The sequence below is a fragment of the Streptomyces malachitofuscus genome, assembly GCF_055571035.1.
The window spans coordinates 1-21,023 of the sequence record NZ_JBVIGA010000021.1 but is presented as its reverse complement, the minus strand read 5'-3'; the positions used below and the strand labels follow the sequence as shown (position 1 = coordinate 21,023).

The window sequence follows — 21,023 nt, the reverse complement described above, 5'->3', positions numbered from 1 at the left end:
GTGCGCGCGATCAGCCGGGGCGGAAGCGGTGCGCCATGGACGCCTGGATCCGCCCCGTGAGGTCGTGGGGGTCCTCGGCGGCCCGTGCCTCGTCGAGGGCGGCGCGCACATCCGTGGCGAAACGGAATCCGAAGTGTTCCGCCTCCAGCTCCTCCCGGAGCTCGTGGCCGTCGGTGCGCGCGGCGAAGTGGAGCCCCGCGTCCATGGGTTGTACGGGCGACAGGTCGGTCCGCGCGGCCTCGGCGACGGCGGCCACGAAGCCGGTCAGCCCCTGTCCGGCCTCCGTGCCGACGGCCCGGGTGGCGGCACCGTGGTAAGTGCCGTGGCCCGCGAACATGTGCCAGGCCTCATGACCGATGATCACGAGCTGGTGCTCGGGGCTGGTGTTCTCCTCATAGACGATCAGATCGTGGTCGGTGCGGTCGACCCACACACCGCTGGCTGTGGCGGGCGGGAAAACCGCGCTGCGGAGCCGGACGGGCCGGCCCCGCACCTGGCTCAGGGCCCGGCCCATCGCCGGGACGACGTCGGCGTCGCCGGTGAGCGGCCGTAAGCCGCTGACGAGTCGGGCGCTGAGCTTTCGCATCGCCCTTGTTCCCCTGGTCATCGGTCCTCTTCCTGGTTGTCGAGCTCCAGCAGCGCGTTCAGCGTCGCGTTGAGCACGGCCCACCGCTCCGGCGGCAGATCACGCGCCTGTCGGAGCGCGATGCCGCGGACGTCGTCGTGCCCCGCCGCACCGACTGCCGTCGGCGCGGCCCCCGTTGTGCTCTCCGGCGGCGGCTCCAGTTCGGCGAGGAGGGGCAGCAGGGCACGGTTCAGGGCCTCGGGCGCCGCGGCGGTGAACGCGGCCTCGCCTCCCTCGACCCGGAAGAAGCCCACCAGTCCGTGCAGAAGTTCCACGCTGGGCATCTTGTCGCCGGAACACACCTGCCGTGCCCAGTACGCCGAGACCCCGAGCCGGCGGGAGATGGCGCCGGCCAGGTCCGACATACGCTCACCGGTCTGCGCGAGACGGGCGTCCGTCAGCGCCCTGATCCGCGTACGGACCCGCTCGTTGACCGAGTCGGCGGGGAGGGTGCCGCCGTTCAGCAGCGTGCGGACGGCCTGTTCGGACAGCAGCGTCCTGCGCGCGAGGCCCGGCACGTCGAGCAGGTCCCGCCGGCTCGATCCCCGCTCCGCGATGAGTGAGTCGAGCCGGCGCAGCGTCTCGGGGAGATGCGTGGGTGGCTCCACCGACGTACTCCAGGCGTTGAGGACCGACAGATGCCGTGCGCCTCGCAGCCTACGCACCATGGGCGGCACTTCTCAACGATCGTTGTTGGCCGGAAACGATCGTTGACGCGCCGGTGGAGGGGGAGCCGGAGGCGGGGGACAGGGCGGCATCGGCGGTATCCGGCGCGCGGCCGGTGCGACGGGTGGCGGCGGCGGTGGTTCCCCGGGGCGCCGGCGCGGCGGCCGTGGAGGCCCTGACGGTGCGGGCGGCGGAGGGCCCGGTGGCGGCGGAGGAGGCGGCTCGATCTCCGGCAGCACCGGGCCACCCGCACGCAGCCGGGCGATGGTCAGCCGGTTGCGGTCACGTGCCCGAGGGCCGTCGTCGCGCTCGTAGACCAGCGAGAATCCCGTGGGCCAGTGCCGGTACGTCTCGACGTACCGGTATCCGAGCGCGTGGGCCACCTCGTCGGTCAGGCGCCGCACGGACGCCGTGTACCGGCCCGGTCGGAGCACGACGCGGGGCCGGCCGTCGAAGCAGGCGCGTATCTCGTCGTCGTCCACCCGCTCAGGCCGCCTTCCCGCCGTCGACGGACACATCCAGCTCGTCGGCCACGGCGGTCAGGGCGGTGCCCAGCGGGAGCGCGACCCGGGTGAGGGCGTGCCGGTCGCCACGGGTGGGGTCCCGGTTGACGATCAGCACCGGTGTGCCTGCCTGGGCGGCCTGGCGGACGAAGCGCAGGCCCGACATCACCGTCAGCGAGGAGCCCAGGACGAGCAGCGCGGACGCCTCGCGGACCAGCGTGCGGCAGTGCTCGACCCGCCGGGGCGGCACGTTCTCGCCGAAGAACACCACGTCGGGCTTGAGGATGCCGCCGCACACCGTGCAGGGCAGCACACGGAAGTCCGCCACCTGCGCCTCGGTGAGATCGGCGTCGCCGTCGGGGTTGATGCCCGCGGCCACGGGGTCGAAGCCCGGGTTGGCCTCTTCCAGCCGGGCCGCGAGTTCGCCGCGCGGGCTGAACGTGCCGCAGGAGAGGCAGACCACCCGTTCCAGCCCTCCGTGCAGCTCCACGACGCCCTCGCTGCCGGCGGCCTGGTGCAGACCGTCGACGTTCTGAGTGATCACGCCCGAGAGCAGACCGTGCCGTCCGAACGCCGCCACGGCCCGGTGCCCGGCGTTGGGCAGGGCGCGGGCGAAGGCGCGCCGACCCAGATGGCTGCGCGCCCAGTACCGGCGCCGGGCACCGGTGCTCGCGAGGAAGTCCTGGTAGGTCATCGGGGTGTGCCGGCTCAGGCTCCCGCCCTCGCCGCGGTAGTCGGGGATGCCCGACTCCGTGGAGAGGCCCGCCCCGCTGAGCACCAGCACACCCCCGGCGCGCAGCGCATCGGCGACCGGCGCCGTGTCGGTGGTACCGGGCGGCAGGTCCTCGGCGGGGGTCCAGCTCAAGGTGGGGCGCATGCGCATAGCGCAAGGGTACGAAACCGGTCGCGGGCCGGGGCGGGACCGGCCGCGGTCCCGGGAACAAGGAGCTCGCTCCCGGGACCGGCTCCGTCCGGTGCTCAGCCGCCGACGTTGACGTCGATGCAGGCGTAGAACGCGTTGGCGGTGTCCGCGACGTTCCACACGGCGAGGACCTTCTGCTGTCCGGTGAGGCCGCCGAAGTCGACCCGGTGGTTCACCACCTCGCCGGGCTTGGCCCCGCCGTCGTCGAACAGCGCGATCCGCCGACCGCCGACGTAGTACTCCCAGGTGCTCGTCGCGTGCTGTGCGGTGAGGCGCCAGGAGAAGGTCGCGTTCTTCGGGACCGGGGTGACGGCCCAGCCCTTGCCGTCGTCGTCCAGCTCGGCGAATCGGCTGTTGCCGCCGCTGCAGCTGGTCAGGCCCTTGGGCCCTTCGACACTCTGCGGTTCGTAGGTGATGTCCCCGCAGGACACCGTGCCCGCGGCGCACTGGGCCTGGCGGCTGGGCGGATCGGAGATGTAGCCGTGTGCGCTCGCCGACGAGGCGGGGAGGCCGACGGCGACGACGGGGGCGAGGGCCGCGCCGATCAGCGCGGCCTTCTTCTTGTCGGTACGCATGGGAACTCCTTCACATCGGATCGTCCCCGGGGGCGCGTGCGGTCATGAGTGGGGGAGACCGCAGGCGAGGGGATGACCGCTCGTGGGTGGGGCCAGGAGGCGCGAAGGTGCGCGCTCTCACCGTCCTCGCGGGGGAAACGGTCGGGGCCCGCGCAGGATCAACTCCCGAAGCGGAGCGGTGAGTTCTGTTGGCCTAGACCATACAAGTGACGAGCATGACCGTGTCAAGGGTGAGCCCGAGAGCCCTGCGAGGATGCACGGATGACCTCGACAACGCGCCCGCCCACCACTCCTGACTTGCCGTCACCGCGTTCGCGGCTGCTGGAGACGATCGGAGCCATCGAACCGTGGGACGCCCTGGAACGCACCCACCTGGAGACCGCCGCGCAGTGGATCGGCAACGGGGCACCGCTCTACCGGATGCGCAAGCCGGACGTGCCGGCGACGCATCTGGTGAGCTACTTCGTCGTCCTCGACCACCGGCGCGGACAGTTGCTCCTCGTCGCGCACCGCAAGGCGGGCCTGTGGCTGCCGCCGGGCGGACATGTCGAGCCGGACGAGCACCCATGGGCCGCCGTGGTCCGCGAATGCCGTGAGGAACTGGACGTCGAAGCCGTGGCGTCACCGCTCACCGGCGAGCACCCCTTCTTCCTCACCGTCACCCGGACCAGGGGTGAGGGCCCGCACACCGACGTCTCACTCTGGTACCTCCTCGACGTCGACGCGCGCACCGTCACCTCCTACGACGAAGGAGAGTTCGGCGCCATCCGCTGGCTGACCGCCGAGGAGGTGCTCGAGGAGCCCGCCGCGTCGCTCGACCCCCACATGCACCGCTTCACCCGGAAACTGCGGCACACCCGAACCGGCGGGCAGCGGTGAGCGGACCGGGCGGCGTCAGAGGCGCAGGACGTACGGAGCCCGCCAGGCGGGAGAGGGATCCGCGCCGAGCTCGGTCCCGTACTCGCGGCCCGTGCGACGACGGCATGCGTGCGTAGTTCTCGCGGCCGACACCCCGTTCGCCGCTGACCGGCCACTCCACGACGACGTCGTCCGCCGGCAGCTCGCCGACGCCCGCCCGGTCCCGCTGCCGCATCCAATCCCGCAGCAGCCGCACCGTCTCTGAAGGTCCCATGCCGGCATCTGCACCGTGCCACTGACAGCGCACCGGTTCAGGGCCGGCGGGAGCGCCTCATGAGGGTCGCGCCCGCGACGACGGCGAGGACCGCCGCTCCGCCCAGCACCGCGGTCCGCCCGGTCGTGCCCGTGGCGGCGAGGGCGGGGCGTGCGTCGTCGTGCGCCGCCCGCAGGATCAGGTCGGTGACCTCGTCGGGATGCGTCTCCATGACGGCGTGCGGGGCGTCGACCTCGACGGTGGTGGATCCGGCCCGCTCGGCCATGAAGCGCAGGTTGTCGGTGCCGATCGTGCGGTCGTCGGTGGGGACGAGATACCAGGACGGAATCTCCTTCCACGCGGCGGCCGCGCTCGGCTCGTTCCCCGAGGCGGCGGTCGCCGGCCGCTGCGAGGCCGCCAGCACGTCGGCGCGGCCGGCCTCCAGACGGTCGCTGAGGAAGACGTCGCTGAACTTGTCCGGCTTGAGGTACAGATCGACGTCGGTGGGGCCACCGCCGAGCGGAACCGCGTTCAGGGCCGTGGGTACGGGCGCGGTGGGATCGTCCGTCACGCGACTGCCCGGGTACTTCGCGGCCAGCTGGAAGGCGGTCTCGCCCTTGTCCGGAGCGAACCCGGCGATGTAGACGAGGGACTCGACGTTCGGGTTGCCGGCCGCCGCGTTGGTGATGACGGCGCCGCCGTAGGAGTGGCCCACGAGGACGATGGGCCCCTCGATCGACCTGAGCCGGGCGGCGAGGTGGTCGGCGTCGCCGGAGAGGCTGCGCAGCGGGTTCGCGGTGGCGACCACCGGATATCCCTCGGCCTGGAGGCTCCGTACGACCTCGTGCCACCCCGAGCCGTCCGCCCAGTACCCGTGCACCAGCACGACGGTGGGCTTGGTCTCCTCGCCGGGCTCGGCGTCGTTCCCGCTCCCGGACGCCGGCGACGGGCCGGCGGCGATCAGGGCGGTGGCGGGGAGGAGGACCGCAAGGGGGAGTGCTCGCCGGGCGGCGACGTGCCGTATTCGCTTCATGACCACTCTTTCGGTGGAGGGGAGTCACTGCTGAGACGAATCTGCACGTCACAGACAGCCCCGGCACCACCAGTTGCTCCTTCGGAGTGAACGTCGCATCGGCGGGTGCGGCCACCTCCCGTGCCCGCTCGGCAAGGGCAGGGGAGGAGCGGTGACCGCGGTGTCATGCCCTCGCCGAGGTCAGGAACTCCGCCTCCCTGACGGGGAAACACGTGCTGCCGTCAACGACTGTCACTTAACCTCGTGCCGAGAGACGTCATCCGCCACAGGTGTCGACAACGGGGAGGCCACGGTGTTCGGAAGGGGCCCACGGTTGCTCGCGGGCGCGGTGATCGTGACGTGCATGATGCTCCTCGGTCCCAGTGCACCGGGCGGAGTCCCCTTCGCCGGACCACTGTCCGCCGACGCCGTCAGGGACGTCGTACCGAACCGGGTCATGACGTGGAACATCTGCAACCCCTGCGGGACGAGCGACGTCGACCGGGCGGCCGAGATCGCCGCCTACGCGCCCCAGGTCATCGGCCTGCAGGAAGCGTGTGCGCGTGACGTCGCGCGGATCCGGAACCATCTGAAGAACCTGTACGGGCTGGTCTACCACGTCGAGTACGGGACGGTGCTCCGGAACTGGGGCCGCTGCGGAGGACTGCCGTGGAACCCCGGAGGCTACGGTCAGGCGATCCTGTCGGCGGCGCCGATGAAGGACCGCGTCAACGTCGAGTACCGGGACGGGGGCTCCGAGGACCGCGGATACATGGCGGTCACCACCACCGTGGACGGCCAGGAGGTCCGGGTGTTCAACACGCACCTGGCGCAACGCCGCCAGGAGACGTTCCGGACGGACCAGGTCGCCGCACTCGCCGAGGAGGTCGCCCGGCACGACCGGGCCATCGTGCTCGGCGACTTCAACGCCGTGCCGGACGCCCCCGAGCTCGCCCCGATGTGGGGACTGGCCGGGGACACCGACCCCGAGTGCCGGCCCTCACCGACCGGCACCTGCCTGCCGACCACCGACTGGCAGAGCAAGTTCGACTACGTCTTCCTGCGGGGCATCAGCCCGCTCGAGCACCACGTGCAGCCCACGCCCTACTCGGACCACCACCCGCTGCACACCGACCTCGACCTGGCCCGGGTGCCGGAGCGGCAGCAGGAAGCCGCGACGGAATCCACTCACGACCGATGAACTGAGGTGCGCCGGGGAGTCTGCACAGGTATGACACGCATCATCGCAGACATCTCCGTCTCACTCGACGGCTTCGTCACCGGCCCGGACGCAGGCCCGGACAACGGCCTGGGCACCGGTGGCGAGGCCCTGCACACCTGGGCCTTCTCCGACGACCCCGAGGACCGCCGCGTCCTGCGCGAGGCGACCGCCCGTTCAGGGGCCGTCGTCCTCGGCCGTCGCCTCTTCGACGTGGTCGACGGGCCGCACGGCTGGGACGACACGACCGGCTACGGGGCCGGCGAGGTCGGAAAACCGGCGTTCGTCGTCATGACGAGTGAGCCGCCACGGTCCGTGCGCCTCACCGGCCTCGACTGGACCTTCGTCACGACCGGGCCGACCGACGCCGTCACCACCGCACGGGCGATGGCGGAAGCGGCCTCTGCGGACCGTGGCGAGGACCTCGACGTGGTGCTCATGGGCGGCGGCGCCACCGTCGGCTCGGCACTGGCCGCGGGGCTGGTCGACGAACTGACGCTGCACCTGGCGCCGGTGGTCCTGGGCTCCGGGACACCGCTGTTCACCGGCACCGCTCCGCGCACGCTGGTGCAACATGCCGTGACGCCCACCAGCACCGTCACCCACCTCACGTACGACGTCCGCTGACGCCGGCGCGGGGTGGATCAGGACTGCGGCCGCTTACCGTGGTTCGCCGCGTGCTTGCGGCGCGACTTCTTCTTCCGGCGCCTCTTCGAGGACATCCGCGTCTCCCTTGTCTCGGCGATGGAACCACGGCCCATTGTTCCCCCGGGCCGCGGACGTCGCGACTCACGGGCCACCATGAGATCACGGCGTCGACCCGGGCCTCGGCCGCCGAGAATGCCGACATGGAGGGGAGGGACGCAGGCACGGGCGAGCCAGTTCATGAGCGTGAACCGGCCATGCCGGCAGAACGCTGCGCAAAGGTATCCGCAGCGCACTCACGGGGCCCGGTGGAGCCGGTCGTGGTCGTCGGCCGCCGCTTCCGGGCCGGACGCGGCCGGAGGCAGGGGCGGCAGGCTCGCTAAGAGGCCAGGCAGCAGCACGGGCTCCAGCCGGACCCGGTCCTGCCTGCCCAGGTAGCGCTCCAGCCCCGGCGGCCGGTAACCGGTGTCCCGGTCGTGGCGTTCCTTGGCGGGCACGGCCAGATACTCGTTCCCGTCGGGTTCACCCTTGTCGTTCACCGCCTCCCCGAGGGGCCGGTGCAGCGGCGGGGACAGCCGGTACATCCCCTTCCGCGAGGCATGGACCGGGCCCGAACCGTCCGGCCGCACGCGGAAGTCGACACGTTCCTGAGGCGCCATCACCCGGGGCCCCTCCGGGCCGAGCACATCGGCGTCGAACTTCAACCCGTGCCGGCGGGCCTGGTCGACCATCCACAGCAGCGTGATGTCGGACAGCCCCGTCTGCGCATAGCCGCCCCCCACATCGCAGTGGACCCCGGCGAACCACACCTGCTTCAGCTCCTGGCCCTGCGCGTCGGCGCCCGGATGCTGGTGCCACAGGGCCGGGCGGAACGCCGAGCGCTGCTCGTCCACGGCCAAAGCGTGGAAGGCCGCGCGGACCCAGCTGCTCAGCTCGGTGTCGTGGAACGACCACCGGTGGTTGAACCGCCGCGCCGCCGGCTGCAGCCGGACGGTGCCCGGAACGGGGATGCCCAGGGCGCCGACCGTGTCCCACACCCCGATGAACCCGATCTCCGATTCACGAGCGTAGGAGCGGCGGAACAGCGTGGCGGCCGCGCCGTTCGGCTGCTCGATCCGGTCACGGTAGAGAGCCCATGCCTCCGGGATCCGGTCGGCGTGATCCCTGCGCAGAATGCCGCTGTTGCGCACCAGCCCGGCCAGGCTGCGGGCGGTGTACGCACCGCGGCTGAAACCGAAGAGGAACAGGTCGTCGTCGGGCTCGTACGTCTCGACGAGGAACCGGTAGGCGTCCACCACGTTCCGGGACAGCCCCACCCCGAACGCCCCGCCGCGCAGACGCTCCCACCGGTGGGTACCGACACCGCTGTGGTAGTAGACGCGCTGCTCCTTCCCGGCGACGGTTCCCGGGCGCACGGACAGGGCGATCTTCGCGACGTTGGTCTTGCTCGGTTGGTCCGCGAAGTTCCAGGTGCCGTCGCAGCAGACGACCAGACGCTTGGCCATGATCCATCCCTCCTGGCGAGAGCGGAGCGGCCCACAGCACCACTTCCAGCGTGGCACCCCCGGGCACACCACGCCAACGCGGCGGCTCCGCGCGGCGGCTGGGTCCGCCCGGTCATTGCCTCGGCTTATGAGCTCCTCACCAGGACAGGGCTACCGGCCCGGTCGGAGGGCCGAAACAGTGGGCGCCATGAGTCACGACACGAGCAGTGCGGTTTCCGTCCGGTCCGGGGCGGCCCCGGTGCGCACGACCGGCGCGCTCCGGACGACAAAGCCGCCGCGATGGGGCGGGCGCGTGCCGGGGCTGGTGCTCGCCGGGGCCGTGGCGGTGGTGGCGACCGTCGCCGGGACATGGTTCCCCCTGGTCGGGGGCCCGGTGGCGGGCATGGTCATCGGTGTCGTGCTGGCGGCGGTGCGCCGTCCCGGCAGGTGCCTCCAGCCCGGTCTCGCCACGGCCGGCCGATCCGTACTGCAACCGGCGGTCGTGCTGCTCGGGTGTCAGCTGTCGCTGACCCAGGTCGTGCGGGTCGGCGGCAGCTCCCTGCCGGTCATGCTGGGCTCGCTGGCGTCCTGCCTGGTGGCCGCCTGCCTCGTCGGACGTCTGCTGGGCATGGGGCGTGACCTGCGCACCCTCATCGGTGTGGGCACCGGCATCTGCGGTGCTTCCGCGATAGCGGCGGTCACACCGGTCATCGGAGCCGCGAGCGCCGAGGTCGCCTACGCGGTGTCGACGATCTTCCTGTTCAACATCGCGGCCGTGCTCGTCCTCCCCTTCCTGGGGCATCTGCTGGACCTGAGCCAGCAGGGCTTCGGGCTTTTCGCCGGTACCGCCGTCAACGACATGTCCTCCGTCGTCGCCGCGTCCGCCGCCTACGGCGACGAGGCCGGCCAGTACGCGGTCGTCGTCAAGCTCACCCGCACCCTTCTGATCATTCCGGTCTGCCTGTGGCTGGCCGCACTGGCCAGACGCCGCACCGCCGCCGCGGGCGGCGTCGCCCGCTCCCGCCGCGCCACCCTCAAGAACGCCGCCGGGTCGGTGCCCTGGTTCCTCGTCGGGTTCCTGCTCACCGCGCTGGGCAGCACCCTCGGACTCGTACCCGACCAGCTGCGCCCCGCCCTCGGTACGCTCGCCGTCCTCCTCATCACGGTGGCCCTCTCCGCGATCGGCCTGATGACCGACCTGCGCGGGCTGCGCCGCGCGGGAGCCAGGCCCTTGCTGCTGGGAGCGTGCCTGTGGACCGTGGTCTGCGCCACCAGCCTTCTGCTGCAGTACCTGACCGGCTCCCGGTGACGCGGGCGCCGTCAGGCGCGCCGGGCGTTCTCCAGGTAGTGCAGGACCGCGGCGACCCGGCGGTCGACCTGCTGGGTGGGTGCCAGGTCCAGTTTGGCGAAGATGTTGCGGATGTGTTTGTGGATGGCGCCGTCGGTGACGACGAGCCGCTCGGCGATGGCGGTGTTGCCCAACCCCTCGGCCATCAGGGCCAGTACGTCCCGCTCACGCGGGCTGAGGCGTTCCAGCCGGGTGTCCTGGCGCGAGCGGGTGAACAACTGGGCGACCACCTCGGGGTCGATGGCCGTGCCCCCGTCCGCCACCCGCCGCAGGGCGTCGAGGAACTCCTCCACCCGCCCGACCCGCTCCTTGAGCAGATAGCCGAGCCCGCCGACCCCGCCGCTGAGCAGATCGGTGGCGAAGCTCTGCTCGACGTAGGCGGACAGGACCAGGACGGCGAGCCGGGGGTGACGGCGCCGGGCCTCGACGGCGGCGCGGATGCCCTCGTCGGTGTGGGTGGGCGGCATCCGTACGTCGAGGATGGCGACGTCGGGCCGGTGGGTGTCGATGGCGGCCAGGACCTCCTGCGCCGTGCCCACCTTGGCGACCACGTCCAGCGACTCGGCCCGCAGCAACAGGGCCAGCCCCTCCCGCAGCAACGGGTCGTCCTCCGCCATCACGATCCGCATGGAACATCCACCTCGAGGATTGTCGGTCCGCCGGGCGGACTGGTCAGGCGCAGCACACCGTCGTGTGCCGCGATACGGCGGCGGATGCCGGCCAGGCCGGAACCGCCCGTCTCGTCGGCGCCGCCCCGGCCGTCGTCCTCGACGCGCAGCAGGAGCCGGCCGCCCCGGCTGCGCACGGTGACGGTGGCCCGGGTGGCGCCGCTGTGCTTGGCGATGTTGGTGAGCGCCTCGGCCACCACGAAATAGGCGGTCGCCTCGACCGACGCCGCGCACCGCTCCGGCAGCTCGACATCGGTCCGGCACGGAACCGCGCAGTGGGCGGCGAGTCCGGACAGCGCTCCCGCCAGCCCGCGGTCGGCGAGCACGGGCGGCAGGATGCCGCGCGCGACGGCTCTCAGTTCCGCCAGCGCCTGCTCGGCCGCGGACTGGGCACGTTCGAGGACCTCGTCGGCACCGGCGGGGTCACGGGCCACCATGCGGCGCGCCGCGCCGAGCAGCACGGTCACGGTGACGAGGCGGTTCTGCGTGCCGTCGTGCAGGGAGCGCTCGATCCGGCGAAGCTCGACAGCGTGCGCGTCCAGCGCGGCGGCCCGTGTCGCGGTCAACTCGGCGATGCGCAGCGAAAGATCGGCGTCGGCTCCCGCCGCCAGGAGGCGCAGCGCGGGCCGGGCCTGGAGGCGGGCCATGCGGGGCGTCAGGCCGAGGATGATGGCGATCCACCCCACTCCGAGCAGGGGCACCACGGACGCCTCCGCCCAGGAGTCGGCGGTACCGAAACCCAGTGAGGTGCTGGTGGCGTCCTCGGGGACGAGCGGCCACAGCAGCGGGAAGGCGGTGTCGCGGACCGCGGCGATGGGCAGCAGCAGTCCGCAGAGGCCGAGGAGCAGGCCGAAGGTGGCATGCACCGCCAGCCAGCCCGCCGTACGGCGGGTGGCGGCGTCGGCCAGGGCGGGCCGCAGCCGCGTCGGCGACGGTTCCGGGGGGACGACGTCCACACCGTGGCGGGCGAGCCGGGCCCGTTCCCGCCCGGCGAGCGCGTGCAGGGCGCGCAGCACGGCGGGAGCGATCAGCAGCCCCACGCCCACCAGGCAGGCCGCCGCCGTCACCACGAGGAAGCCGAGGAGGACCAGGGCGAGCAGCGCGGTGCCGAGACCACCCACGAGTTGCCCGAGCGCGGCCAGCGCGGCGGACGCGGCGCCCGCGACGGTCTCCTTGAAGGACTCCCTCGCACCGGGCCCGGAGCGGCCGTCCGAACTGTCGTTGTGCCGGGTGGCCACCTCTCACCTTTCGCCGGCCTGCCGATACGCCAGTCACCCTAAGCCCGCAGGTGCCGCGGGCCGAGCGCGAGCGAGGAAGAGTACAGCCTGCTGTACCGCCGATCCGGCGGCCCGAGGGATCGGCACGCACGGTACCGCTCCGTAGCGTCGAGGAGATCGCACACGTCGCCCGAAGGAGCAGCCATGACGCACACCGACCCCTCCCACCTCCCGCCGGCCCCCGGCCGCCGCACCGCACCGGCGGGCGCCGGTGACGGGGGAGTGGCCCACACGCTGCTCTGGGCCGTCCTCGTCATCAGCGTGCTCGGCAACACGGTGGCCTCGTACACCGGGGCCGACATCGGCGTGCACCTGGCCGCCGGAGCGGTCACCGCACTGTGCGTCACGCTGCTCGTCGTACGGCGCATGCGCGGCGGCCGGTGAACCGCCCTCGCCGGACGGCGAGGGCGGTGGTGCGGGCGTGATCCGTCCACCACGCAGTTGGCCGCCGCGTGGTCGGCCTGACCGGCGGAGCCGAAGACGCCCGCCACCGGGCAGAACAGCGCGAACGTCACCGGATCGCGATCGCGGGCCGGCTCGTGCAGCGCGAGAGCGGCGTCCGCCCTGGGGCGCAGCATCCGCCCCAGCGGGTGCGCCTTGAGCGCCGGGACGATGCCGTCGTCCACCACCGCCGCGCTGTGCGCCGCCCCGGCCGGCGGGTGGGCCGCCGATACCGGGACCGAGCAGCGCGGCGAGCGTCGCGTCGCCCGGTCGCCGACGTCCGCGGTCCGGACGTGACCCGCGCACCCGACTCGCCGGGTTCGGCGGCGAGTCCGTGCCCTCGGGGTGCGTCCGGCATCCGGCCGACGACCTCGTGAGAGGGTGCCGAGACGCCTCCGGACGGCCCCCGGCAGGTCCGTACGCCCGCGGCGTGCGCCCCCGGCGCCCACGCCGCGTGACGCGGGTCACCGGAACGCCGCCGGTGTCACGGAGAGAACGAAGTGTGAGGGACTCAGACAACGAGCTGCGGCGGCGTGTGCGTGAAGGCGACCGCGAGGCGTTCGCCCAGCTGTACGAGGATTGCGCCGGCCCCGTGTACAACCACGGTCTGCGGCTGACCGGTGACTGGTCGACGGCCGAGGACATCATGTCCGAGACGTTCCTGGCCGCGTGGCGCAACCGCGCCAAGGTCCAGGAGGACGGCGGCACCCTGCTGCCGTGGCTGCTCGGCATCGCCACCCACAAGGCGGACAACGCCCGGCGCAGCATCCGGCGACGACAGCTCTTCCTGGCACGCCAGCCGCAGCCCGCCCCCATGGAGGACTTCGCCCCGCAGGCGGCCGGGCGCCTCGACGACGTGCGCCGGCTGCGCGCCGTCCAGGCGTCCCTGGACCGGCTGCGCCGTCACGAACGGGAGGTGCTCGCCCTGTGCGTCTGGTCCGGCCTGGACTACCGGCAGACGGCACAGGCGCTCGGCGTCTCCGTCGGCACCGTACGGTCCCGGCTCTCCCGCGCCCGCAAGAAGCTCGCCCGGCTCGCCGAGGAGAACATGGAACCGCCCACCGCCCGCGGAGAGATGACAAGTGCGGCCGCGATCGCGACCGTGCCCGCGCGGAAGGAACTCACATGAACGGCAGGACGAACTCCGCTTCCCCCGAGCCGTCCGACGAGCGTGACGAGATCGCCCGTCTGCTGCCGGCCCCGGCCGACTGGGACCTTCCGAGCGCGACGTACCTCCGTCACAAGGACCTCTTGATGCGACAGATCGACCGCGACCAGGCCGCCAACCCCACCCGGCCGCCCCGCCGGCTGCTCCGCCCCGTGCTCCTCGGACCGGTGACCGCGCTGGCCCTGGCCGGCCTGCTCACCGCGGGGATAGCCCTGAACGACGGCGAGCCGCCCGCCGGAACGGATGCCGGCGCGGCCGCGGACATGCGGCCCGCCGCCGCCCTGCTCCGGCAGATCTCCGAGGCCGCGGGCAGGCGTGAGGCCCCCACTGTGCGCGACGACCAGTTCTCCTACTCGGCGACCAGGATCCGCGCCGCGGACCTGAGCAGTGGAAAGGCCGTCGTCGGCCCGCTGGAGGACCATGAGCTGTGGCTCTCCCAGGAACCCGGCCCCCTCAAGAAGCTCGGCCTCATCCGGAGCGGCGGCGAGACCATGCCTCTCAACGCCGAACTCGGCGACACGGGCGGCACGCCGGCCGGGTTCAGCCGTCCCACCTACCAGTGGCTCAGCTCCCTGCCGACGGACCCCGACCGGCTGCTGGACCACCTGTACGCCAAGACCCCTCGGATCGAGGGCAGGCAACGCGACCAGGCCGTCTTCGAGCAGATCGGAGACCTCCTCGGCCAGGTGATGCCGCCGCGTACGGCCGCCGCCCTCTACCGGGCGGCGGCGAAGATCCCCGGTGTCACCGAGGCCCCGCAGGCCGAGGACGCCCTCGGCCGCCGGGGCCTGGGCATCGCCCGGAGCGACGAGCGGAACGGTGTGTACACCGAGTGGGTCTTCGACCGGCGGGACTTCTCCTACCTGGGCCACCGCAGCCGACTCACGAAGGACACTCCGTACGGCAAGGCCGGAACGCTCCTGGACAGTTCGGCCCTGCTGCAGAGCGCCGTCGTCGACGAGGCCGGCCGGCGGCCTGACGGCACGAAGGCATAGCGGCCGACCGGTCGTCGCCGTGGAGTGTGGTCGCGACGCCGTCGCCGGCGACCACCCTCCACGGCGGCCCGCACCGGCGGCGGAACAGCCGATGCCGTCCGGTGAACGGCCGGCGAAATGGCGGGGTACGGGGTTCCGTCGTGCGGCGCACGCGCCGTAGCGTCCCCCGCATGGCTGACGTTTCCCGCCGCACGGTTCTCGGCACGCTCGCCGTTGGGGCCGCGGGCTCCTTCCTGCCCCCGTCGCTGCACGAGGCGATGGCCGCGCCGATGCCGCGCGGTGGTCTGCGCGCCGTCGAGCATGTGATCGTCCTGATGCAGGAGAACCGCTCCTTCGACCACTACTTCGGCACCCTGCGGGGAGTGCGCGGCTTCCGCGACCGTACCCCGCTGCGTCTGCCCTCGGGGGCCGGCGTCTTCGAGCAGCCGCGGCCCGCGGGCGGCGCGGTCCTGCCGTTCTCCGCCCGCCGGGCGGCGGTCGACGCGGGCCGCCCGGAGAGCGACATCCAGTACCTGGGCGCGCTCGCACACGGCTTCGACGACGCCGGCCAGGCCCGGGCGAACGGCTGGTGGAACGACTGGGTGGCCGCCAAGACGCAGAGCACCATGGCCTTCTACGACCGGCGCGACATCCCGCTGCAGTACGAGCTCGCCGACCGCTTCACCCTCTGCGACGCCTACTTCTGCTCCGTGTACGGCTCGACCAACCCCAACCGCAACTACCTGTGGACCGGTACCACCGGCGACGAACCGGACGGCGGCGGGCGGGCCGTCACCAACGCCGCCTACGACCCCGGCCACGCCGGCTACACCTGGACGACGTACCCCGAGCGCCTGGAGGCCGCCGGCGTCTCCTGGCAGATCTACCAGGAGTGGGACAACTTCACGGACAACGCGGTGGAGTACTTCCGGCCCTGGAAGGAGATCGGCCGGAAGATCCTCGCCGAGGCCGGCGGCCGGTACGCCACCACCGAGCAGTTCTACGACAGCCTGCTGCGCAAGAGCCCGGAACAGCGCGAGGCCGAACTGGCCGGGTTCCAGAGGGGTATCGACGCCCTGACGGAGGCCGAACGCCGGCTCTTCCTGCGCGGCGCCCACCGCTCCGAGCCCGACACGCTCATCCGGCGCATCAGGTCCGACATCGACAAGGGCACTCTGCCGCGGGTCAGCTGGGTGGTCCCGACGGCCGCACTCTCCGAGCACCCCAGCAGCTCCACCCCCGTCGGCAGCGCCAACCTGGTGTACGACCTCCTCGACGCCGTCGCGAGCGACCCGGAGACCTGGTCGAGGACGGTGCTGTTCATCAACTTCGACGAGAACGACGGCTACTTCGACCATGTGCCGGCCCCGGTGGCGCCCCGGCCGGCCTCCGGCAACGACGAGGACTGGTACCAGGGCAGACCGGTCGGCCCCGGCCCCCGGGTGCCGATGACGATCGTGTCGCCCTGGACGGTGGGCGGATTCGTGAGCTCCGAGGCGTTCGACCACACCTCGGTCATCCGGTTCCTGGAGAAGTGGACCGGCGTCCGGGAGCCCAACATCAGCGCCTGGCGCCGCAGCGTGTTCGGCGACCTGACCTCCGCCTTCGACTTCCACCGGGGCCACCGCCGACCCGAGGTCGAGCAGCCCGGACCGGTACCGGCGCCGGTCGGCCGCTGGAACCCCGTTCCGCCCCCGGACCAGGCGCTCCCCGAGCAGGAGCCCGGCACGCGACGGACCCGCCCCCTGCCGTACCGGCTGTTCCTGCGCCCGGACGTCACCCCCGCCGGTGTCCGCCTCCGGCTCGGCAACGACGGCTCCGCCGGTGCCTGGTTCACCGCCTGTCCCGGTGACGGCACCGCCCCGCGCACCTGGACCGTGCCCGCCCGCGACAGAGCCGACCACACGGTCGAGTACGGCGACGCCGGATACGACCTCCAGGTGCACGCTCCCGGCTGGTCCGTCTGGGAGCTGCGCGGCACCGGCGTGGGCGCCGAGGCACACCTCGCCGGCCGCCCGACCGCACGCCATGTGCGGATCGTGTGCTCCAACCCGTCCGCCACCACCCGAAGACTCCTGGTCGGCGAGTCGGCCCACTCCCGCGGCGACGGCGACCACGTGCACAGCGTCACCCTCCGGCCCGGCGCGTCCCGCACGGTGCGGCTGCGCCCGGCGGACCACGGCTGGTACGACATCGTGGTCGTCGACCGCGACGACCCGGCCTTCCTGCGCCGCATGACCGGCCGCCTGCCCCACGACGGTCCCGGCGTGAGCGACCCGGCGACCGGCGCACCCCCCGCACTCGCCGCGGCCATCGGCCTGCCCGAGCCCTCGCCCACCCGGAACACGCCGTTCCTCCAGGGCCACCGGGCCGAGGTCGTGATCACCCTGCGGAACGGGAGCCGCGACCGGCTCGACGGCCTCACCGCCGCGCTGACCGCCCCGCCCGGCTGGACCGTCGAACGGACCGGTACGACCCCCGCGACGCTCGCGGCCGGAGCCGCGGCCGACGTGCGCTTCACCGTCACCCCCTCCCGCGACGCCACCGCAGGCCGGCTGGTCGTCACCGCATACGCGCGGGGCGGCGGGCTGCTCCGGCTCGCCGACACACGCGTGCACACCGAGGTCACCCCTGCCGTGACCTGACGCCGGCCGGTCCGGCGGGCCCGCCCGGCCGTACCGGCAGGGAGTGCTCTCAGCCGGTCAGGCCCTCCGCGGTCAGCGTGAGGTGCCGGACCAGCAACTCGGCGGCGGCATCGGCGTCGCGGGCCAGCGCGGCCTCCTCCAGGCGGCGGTGTTCGCCGGTCCCGTCGCGGCCGGGGGTGCGCTGTGCCGACCAGCGGCGCGCCAGTTCGCCGGCGGTCCACATCCGGTCGAAGGTCTCCAGCAGCACGGGGTTGCCGCACCCTTCCAGCAGCGTCCGGTGGAAGACCCGGTGTGCCTCGGCCCAGGCCTCGCTGTAGTGCTCGCCCTCTTCCGGTTCGTACGCCGGTGTCCGGGCGAGACGGTGATGGGCGGCCCGTACGCGCGCCTCCCAGTCGACGTCACCGCGCTCGACGGACAGGCGCAGCACCACCGGTTCGATCGTGCGGCGGGCCTCCGCGATCTCCTGCCAGCGCCGGTCGGAGAAGTCCGGAACGGCGAAACCGCGGTTGGGCAGCCGGTCGGCGAGGCCCTCACCGACCAGTCGCACGAGCGCCTCGCGCACGACGGCCAGGCTCACGCCCCGCTCCTTCGCGAGGTCCTGCGGTTTCAGGGCGTCGCCGGGGGAGTGGTCCCCCCGCATGATCGCGTCCCGCAGTTGCGCGTGGACCTGCTCGGAGAGCATCCGCTTGCCCGTCGGGGCCGGGGTGGAGGCCGTGTCAGTCATGGAGGCAGCATAGACGATTCCTTTGATAATCGATTATCAGTGTTATGGTCGATTGCAGGTCGACGGCGAACGGCGCCCGCAGCACGCCGCGTTCCTCCATCGGCCCACGCGCAGTGCCACTCCGGCACCGTCATGAAAGGAACGACGCGATGACCGCGAACAACCCCTTCGCCCGCCTCCCCGAGGCGGCCCCCTTCACCGTCACGAGCACCACGGTCACCGACGGCGACCCCTGGCCGCCCGCGCAGTTCGCCTCCGGCGTCCCCGGCGGCGCGGACATCTCCCCGCAGCTCTCCTGGAGCGGCGCCCCGGACGGCACGAAGAGCTACGCCGTCACCGTCTACGACCCCGACGCCCCCACCGGCTCCGGGTTCTGGCACTGGGCGGTCGCCGACATCCCCGCCACCGTCACCTCGCTCCCCGAAGGCGCCGGCGACGACACCGGCTCCGGTCTGCCCGAGGGCGCCTTCCAACTGCCCAACGACGCCCGCGCCGCCCGCTACCTCGGCGCGGCCCCGCCCGCGGGCCACGGCCGTCACCGCTACTTCGTCGTCGTGCACGCCCTCGATGTCGAGACCGTCGGCATACCCGCCGACACCACCCCCGCCGTCCTCGGCTTCACGATGACCGGCCACATCCTCGGCCGCGCGGTCCTGACCGCCACAGCCGAAACCCCGGCCTGACGAGCGCCATGTCACGCCTGATCGACACCACGGAGATGTATCTCCGCACCGTCCTCGAGCTGGAGGAGGAAGGCGTGACCCCGCTGCGGGCCCGGATCGCCGAGAGCCTGGACCAGAGCGGTCCCACCGTCAGCCAGACCGTCGCGCGCATGGAGCGCGACGGTCTGCTGCGGGTCGCCGCCGACCGGCATCTCGAACTGACCGAGGAGGGCCGCCTCTTGGCCGCGCGCGTGATGCGCAAGCACCGGCTGGCGGAGTGCCTCCTGGTCGATGTGATCGGCCTGGAGTGGGCGCAGGCCCACGCGGAGGCCTGCCGCTGGGAGCACGTGATGAGCGAGGCCGTCGAGCGCCGCGTCCTGGAACTCCTGCGGAACCCGACCCGGTCCCCCTACGGCAACCCGATCCCCGCACTTGAGGAGCTCGGTGGGAAGGCACCCGCGGATCCGCTCCCCGGCGAGGGTACCGTCAGCCTCACCCGGCTGGACCCGGGGCCGGACGGCGCGAGAGCCGTCGTTCGGCGCATCGGCGAGCCGATCCAGACCGACCCGCGGCTGATGCGTACCCTGTGGCACGCCGGAGTGCGGCCCGGCGCGGCCGTGCAGGTGACGCGCGCCCCGGACGGCGTGCGGGTCGGCGACGGAGGAGAACCCGCCGAACTGTCACCGAGGACCGCGGCGCACGTCTTCGTGGCGCGGCGCTCCCCGTCACACCCCGCACGGTAATTGCCTAAACGGATTAGGAAAGCGCATGATGTCCCAGGGATGACTCGAACAACGACGCGGAGGAAACGGGTGTGGCACGCGCGGGGCTGACCACGGAACGCCTGGTCAAGGCGGGGGCGGAGATGGCCGACGAGATCGGTTTCGAGCAGACCACCCCCTCGGAGCTGGCCCGGCGCTTCGGCGTCAGGACCGCGAGCCTGTACTCGCACGTGAGGAACGCCCACGACCTGAAGACCAGGATCGCGCTGCTCGCCCTGGAGGAACTGGCCGACCTGGTGTCCGCCGCGGTGGCCGGCCGGGCAGGCAAGGACGCGCTGACCGCGTTCGCGAACGCCTACCGCGACTACGCCCACAAGCACCCGGGCCGCTTCGCCGCCACCCGGTTCCCGCTCAGCCCGGAGGCGGCCGCCTCCAGCGCCGGTGTGCGGCACGCCCGGATGTCACGGGCGATCCTGCGCGGATACCATCTGGCCGAACCGCACCAGACCCACGCCGTGCGCCTTCTGGGCAGCGTGTTCAGCGGTTTCGTCGGCCTGGAAGGTGCCGGAGCGTTCAGCCACAGTTCCCCCGACTCGCAGGAGAGCTGGACCGAGATCCTCGACGCGCTGGACACCCTCCTGCGCACCTGGCCGACCACCTCCTGACCGGCCGCACCCCCGAAGCGTGACGCCGCGGTGGCCGGGTACGGCCTGCATACGGGCGCCTTCCCGCCCCACCCTTCCCAGGGGTCGGCATATCCCGTATCACCGTGTCCACCAACGCCTTTACGAGGGGACCACATATGTCTGCGCAACACCCCGCGCACCCGCATCCGCCCCGACGCATCGGTGTCGTCACCGAATCCACCCCCGGGGAGACGCGCGTCGCCGCGACCCCCGCGACCGTACGCCTGCTGCACGGCCTCGGATACGAGACCGTCGTCGAGTCGGGAGCCGGTGCCGCCGCCGGCTACGGCGACGAAGCCTACGCACAGGCGGGGGCGAGCATCGGCGAGGCCTGGAACGCGGATGTCGTGCTGAAGATCAACGCGCCGTCCACCGAGGAGATCGCCGGACTGCGCAGTGGCGCGACCCTGGTGTCCCTGATCTCCCCGGCCCAGCGGCCGGAGCTGCTGGAGGAACTCGCCGCGCGCGGGGTGACGGTGCTCGCCCTCGACGCGGTGCCCCGCATCTCGCGGGCGCAGTCGATGGACGTACTCAGCTCGATGGCGAACATCGCGGGCTACCGCGCGGTGATCGAGGCCGCCCACGTCTTCGGACGCTTCTTCACCGGGCAGGTCACCGCCGCGGGCAAGGTTCCCCCGGCGAAGGTTCTCGTCGCCGGAGCCGGCGTCGCCGGACTCGCCGCCATCGGGGCCGCATCCAGCCTCGGGGCCGTCGTCCGCGCCACCGACCCGCGGCCCGAGGTCGCCGACCAGGTGAAATCCCTGGGCGGCGAATACCTCGCGGTGAACACGGCCCACGAGACGAGCACCGACGGCTACGCCAGGGAAACCACCGCCGACTACGACCGGGCCGCGGCCGAGCTCTACCACGAGCAGGCCCGGGAGGTGGACATCGTCATCACCACGGCCCTGATCCCCGGCCGCCCCGCGCCGCGCCTGCTGACCGC

22 protein-coding genes and 1 pseudogene are annotated in these 21,023 nt (G+C 72.8%); 12 read left to right on the top strand and 11 right to left on the bottom strand.

Features of this window, described 5'->3' with window-relative positions; genetic code table 11:
• Nucleotides 1-10: 10 nt before the first annotated feature.
• The 4 genes from ACZ44S_RS27465 to ACZ44S_RS27450 form a co-directional block, all read right to left on the bottom strand.
• Nucleotides 11-586, bottom strand: coding sequence for a toxin-antitoxin system, toxin component (locus ACZ44S_RS27465; RefSeq protein WP_466933534.1), 576 nt, complete (start codon nucleotides 584-586; stop codon nucleotides 11-13).
• Between the two features lie 17 nt (nucleotides 587-603).
• Nucleotides 604-1,293, bottom strand: coding sequence for a hypothetical protein (locus tag ACZ44S_RS27460; protein WP_466933532.1), 690 nt, complete (start codon nucleotides 1,291-1,293; stop codon nucleotides 604-606).
• A 484-nt stretch (nucleotides 1,294-1,777) separates the two neighbouring features.
• The gene (locus tag ACZ44S_RS27455; protein ID WP_466933530.1) at nucleotides 1,778-2,677 is read right to left on the bottom strand and encodes an NAD-dependent protein deacetylase; all 900 of its coding nucleotides are present in this window, start codon (nucleotides 2,675-2,677) and stop codon (nucleotides 1,778-1,780) included.
• A gap of 95 nt (nucleotides 2,678-2,772) precedes the next feature.
• Complete coding sequence (locus ACZ44S_RS27450; RefSeq protein ID WP_466933528.1) at nucleotides 2,773-3,291, bottom strand: lytic polysaccharide monooxygenase auxiliary activity family 9 protein; 519 nt, start codon at nucleotides 3,289-3,291, stop codon at nucleotides 2,773-2,775.
• 261 nt (nucleotides 3,292-3,552) lie between these two features.
• Between ACZ44S_RS27450 and ACZ44S_RS27445 the strand changes: the two genes are divergently transcribed.
• On the top strand, nucleotides 3,553-4,170 hold the full coding sequence (locus ACZ44S_RS27445; RefSeq protein WP_466933526.1) for an NUDIX hydrolase: 618 nt from the start codon (nucleotides 3,553-3,555) through the stop codon (nucleotides 4,168-4,170).
• 290 nt (nucleotides 4,171-4,460) lie between these two features.
• Here ACZ44S_RS27445 and ACZ44S_RS27440 read toward each other — a convergent pair whose 3' ends face one another.
• Nucleotides 4,461-5,435, bottom strand: coding sequence for an alpha/beta fold hydrolase (locus tag ACZ44S_RS27440; RefSeq protein WP_466933525.1), 975 nt, complete (start codon nucleotides 5,433-5,435; stop codon nucleotides 4,461-4,463).
• 343 nt (nucleotides 5,436-5,778) lie between these two features.
• On the opposite strand from ACZ44S_RS27440, the gene ACZ44S_RS27435 reads away from it, so the two are divergent.
• Nucleotides 5,779-6,615: an endonuclease/exonuclease/phosphatase family protein gene (locus ACZ44S_RS27435; protein ID WP_466933523.1), complete on the top strand. Its 837-nt coding sequence runs from the start codon at nucleotides 5,779-5,781 to the stop codon at nucleotides 6,613-6,615.
• A 30-nt stretch (nucleotides 6,616-6,645) separates the two neighbouring features.
• On the top strand, nucleotides 6,646-7,260 hold the full coding sequence (locus tag ACZ44S_RS27430) for a dihydrofolate reductase family protein (protein WP_466933521.1): 615 nt from the start codon (nucleotides 6,646-6,648) through the stop codon (nucleotides 7,258-7,260).
• Nucleotides 7,261-7,277: 17 nt separating this feature from the next.
• Here the strand turns inward: ACZ44S_RS27430 and ACZ44S_RS27425 are convergent, their stop codons facing one another.
• Together ACZ44S_RS27425 and ACZ44S_RS27420 are read right to left on the bottom strand one after the other, a co-directional pair.
• Nucleotides 7,278-7,355: a 50S ribosomal protein bL37 gene (locus ACZ44S_RS27425; protein WP_373287922.1), complete on the bottom strand. Its 78-nt coding sequence runs from the start codon at nucleotides 7,353-7,355 to the stop codon at nucleotides 7,278-7,280.
• Nucleotides 7,356-7,574: 219 nt separating this feature from the next.
• On the bottom strand, nucleotides 7,575-8,783 hold the full coding sequence (locus ACZ44S_RS27420) for a DUF2235 domain-containing protein (protein ID WP_466933519.1): 1,209 nt from the start codon (nucleotides 8,781-8,783) through the stop codon (nucleotides 7,575-7,577).
• 187 nt (nucleotides 8,784-8,970) lie between these two features.
• Between ACZ44S_RS27420 and ACZ44S_RS27415 the strand changes: the two genes are divergently transcribed.
• Nucleotides 8,971-10,071, top strand: a complete 1,101-nt coding sequence (locus ACZ44S_RS27415; protein ID WP_466933517.1) for a YeiH family protein — start codon at nucleotides 8,971-8,973, stop codon at nucleotides 10,069-10,071.
• 11 nt (nucleotides 10,072-10,082) lie between these two features.
• Here the strand turns inward: ACZ44S_RS27415 and ACZ44S_RS27410 are convergent, their stop codons facing one another.
• Nucleotides 10,083-10,739 carry a response regulator gene (locus tag ACZ44S_RS27410; protein ID WP_466933515.1) on the bottom strand — a complete coding sequence of 219 codons (657 nt, stop codon included), beginning with the start codon at nucleotides 10,737-10,739 and terminating at the stop codon, nucleotides 10,083-10,085.
• Nucleotides 10,727-12,016, bottom strand: coding sequence for a sensor histidine kinase (locus ACZ44S_RS27405; protein WP_466933513.1), 1,290 nt, complete (start codon nucleotides 12,014-12,016; stop codon nucleotides 10,727-10,729). The genes ACZ44S_RS27410 and ACZ44S_RS27405 overlap by 13 nt, the downstream gene beginning before the upstream one ends.
• Nucleotides 12,017-12,199: 183 nt before the next feature.
• Here ACZ44S_RS27405 and ACZ44S_RS27400 point away from each other — a divergent pair, with 183 nt between their 5' ends.
• On the top strand, nucleotides 12,200-12,439 hold the full coding sequence (locus tag ACZ44S_RS27400) for a hypothetical protein (RefSeq protein ID WP_466933511.1): 240 nt from the start codon (nucleotides 12,200-12,202) through the stop codon (nucleotides 12,437-12,439).
• 41 nt (nucleotides 12,440-12,480) lie between these two features.
• On the opposite strand, the pseudogene ACZ44S_RS27395 reads toward ACZ44S_RS27400, so the two are convergent.
• Nucleotides 12,481-12,945: pseudogene (locus tag ACZ44S_RS27395) on the bottom strand (KR domain-containing protein); the annotation flags it as partial.
• A gap of 74 nt (nucleotides 12,946-13,019) precedes the next feature.
• On the opposite strand from ACZ44S_RS27395, the gene ACZ44S_RS27390 reads away from it, so the two are divergent.
• The 3 genes from ACZ44S_RS27390 (at nucleotide 13,020) to ACZ44S_RS27380 (ending at nucleotide 17,283) form a co-directional block, all read left to right on the top strand.
• Nucleotides 13,020-13,625 (top strand): RNA polymerase sigma factor, encoded by a 606-nt coding sequence (locus ACZ44S_RS27390; protein ID WP_466933755.1) that lies wholly within the window; start codon nucleotides 13,020-13,022, stop codon nucleotides 13,623-13,625.
• The gene (locus tag ACZ44S_RS27385; protein ID WP_466933509.1) at nucleotides 13,622-14,659 is read left to right on the top strand and encodes a CU044_5270 family protein; all 1,038 of its coding nucleotides are present in this window, start codon (nucleotides 13,622-13,624) and stop codon (nucleotides 14,657-14,659) included. Before ACZ44S_RS27390 ends, ACZ44S_RS27385 begins: the two co-directional genes overlap by 4 nt.
• Before the next feature lie 170 nt (nucleotides 14,660-14,829).
• A complete protein-coding gene (locus tag ACZ44S_RS27380) occupies nucleotides 14,830-17,283 on the top strand; it encodes a phosphocholine-specific phospholipase C (protein ID WP_466933507.1) in 2,454 nt (817 codons plus the stop codon).
• A 49-nt stretch (nucleotides 17,284-17,332) separates the two neighbouring features.
• Here ACZ44S_RS27380 and ACZ44S_RS27375 read toward each other — a convergent pair whose 3' ends face one another.
• Nucleotides 17,333-18,007 carry a GntR family transcriptional regulator gene (locus tag ACZ44S_RS27375; protein WP_466933506.1) on the bottom strand — a complete coding sequence of 225 codons (675 nt, stop codon included), beginning with the start codon at nucleotides 18,005-18,007 and terminating at the stop codon, nucleotides 17,333-17,335.
• A 149-nt stretch (nucleotides 18,008-18,156) separates the two neighbouring features.
• On the opposite strand from ACZ44S_RS27375, the gene ACZ44S_RS27370 reads away from it, so the two are divergent.
• The 4 genes from ACZ44S_RS27370 to ACZ44S_RS27355 all read left to right on the top strand — a co-directional run.
• Nucleotides 18,157-18,690 carry a YbhB/YbcL family Raf kinase inhibitor-like protein gene (locus tag ACZ44S_RS27370; RefSeq protein WP_466933504.1) on the top strand — a complete coding sequence of 178 codons (534 nt, stop codon included), beginning with the start codon at nucleotides 18,157-18,159 and terminating at the stop codon, nucleotides 18,688-18,690.
• Between the two features lie 8 nt (nucleotides 18,691-18,698).
• Entirely contained in the window at nucleotides 18,699-19,412 is a 714-nt protein-coding gene (locus ACZ44S_RS27365; RefSeq protein ID WP_466933502.1) for a metal-dependent transcriptional regulator, read from the top strand.
• 71 nt (nucleotides 19,413-19,483) lie between these two features.
• Entirely contained in the window at nucleotides 19,484-20,056 is a 573-nt protein-coding gene (locus tag ACZ44S_RS27360) for a TetR/AcrR family transcriptional regulator (RefSeq protein WP_466933500.1), read from the top strand.
• A gap of 137 nt (nucleotides 20,057-20,193) precedes the next feature.
• A partial coding sequence (locus tag ACZ44S_RS27355; protein WP_466933498.1) for a Re/Si-specific NAD(P)(+) transhydrogenase subunit alpha occupies nucleotides 20,194-21,023 on the top strand: 830 nt, incomplete at its 3' end.

Bases quoted from the DNA above. Each gene is read 5' to 3' on its own strand.
- ACZ44S_RS27460 (WP_466933532.1), bottom strand. From the start codon at position 1,293: ATGGTGCGTAGGCTGCGAGGCGCACGGCATCTGTCGGTCCTCAACGCC.
- ACZ44S_RS27365 (WP_466933502.1), top strand. From the start codon at position 18,699: ATGTCACGCCTGATCGACACCACGGAGATGTATCTCCGCACCGTCCTC.
- ACZ44S_RS27400 (WP_466933511.1), top strand. From the start codon at position 12,200: ATGACGCACACCGACCCCTCCCACCTCCCGCCGGCCCCCGGCCGCCGC.
- ACZ44S_RS27385 (WP_466933509.1), top strand. From the start codon at position 13,622: ATGAACGGCAGGACGAACTCCGCTTCCCCCGAGCCGTCCGACGAGCGT.
- ACZ44S_RS27415 (WP_466933517.1), top strand. From the start codon at position 8,971: ATGAGTCACGACACGAGCAGTGCGGTTTCCGTCCGGTCCGGGGCGGCC.
- ACZ44S_RS27465 (WP_466933534.1), bottom strand. From the start codon at position 586: ATGCGAAAGCTCAGCGCCCGACTCGTCAGCGGCTTACGGCCGCTCACC.
- ACZ44S_RS27370 (WP_466933504.1), top strand. From the start codon at position 18,157: ATGACCGCGAACAACCCCTTCGCCCGCCTCCCCGAGGCGGCCCCCTTC.
- ACZ44S_RS27440 (WP_466933525.1), bottom strand. From the start codon at position 5,435: ATGAAGCGAATACGGCACGTCGCCGCCCGGCGAGCACTCCCCCTTGCG.
- ACZ44S_RS27450 (WP_466933528.1), bottom strand. From the start codon at position 3,291: ATGCGTACCGACAAGAAGAAGGCCGCGCTGATCGGCGCGGCCCTCGCC.
- ACZ44S_RS27375 (WP_466933506.1), bottom strand. From the start codon at position 18,007: ATGACTGACACGGCCTCCACCCCGGCCCCGACGGGCAAGCGGATGCTC.
- ACZ44S_RS27455 (WP_466933530.1), bottom strand. From the start codon at position 2,677: ATGCGCATGCGCCCCACCTTGAGCTGGACCCCCGCCGAGGACCTGCCG.
- ACZ44S_RS27430 (WP_466933521.1), top strand. From the start codon at position 6,646: ATGACACGCATCATCGCAGACATCTCCGTCTCACTCGACGGCTTCGTC.
- ACZ44S_RS27445 (WP_466933526.1), top strand. From the start codon at position 3,553: ATGACCTCGACAACGCGCCCGCCCACCACTCCTGACTTGCCGTCACCG.
- ACZ44S_RS27420 (WP_466933519.1), bottom strand. From the start codon at position 8,783: ATGGCCAAGCGTCTGGTCGTCTGCTGCGACGGCACCTGGAACTTCGCG.
- ACZ44S_RS27410 (WP_466933515.1), bottom strand. From the start codon at position 10,739: ATGCGGATCGTGATGGCGGAGGACGACCCGTTGCTGCGGGAGGGGCTG.
- ACZ44S_RS27435 (WP_466933523.1), top strand. From the start codon at position 5,779: ATGATGCTCCTCGGTCCCAGTGCACCGGGCGGAGTCCCCTTCGCCGGA.
- ACZ44S_RS27380 (WP_466933507.1), top strand. From the start codon at position 14,830: ATGGCTGACGTTTCCCGCCGCACGGTTCTCGGCACGCTCGCCGTTGGG.
- ACZ44S_RS27425 (WP_373287922.1), bottom strand. From the start codon at position 7,355: ATGTCCTCGAAGAGGCGCCGGAAGAAGAAGTCGCGCCGCAAGCACGCG.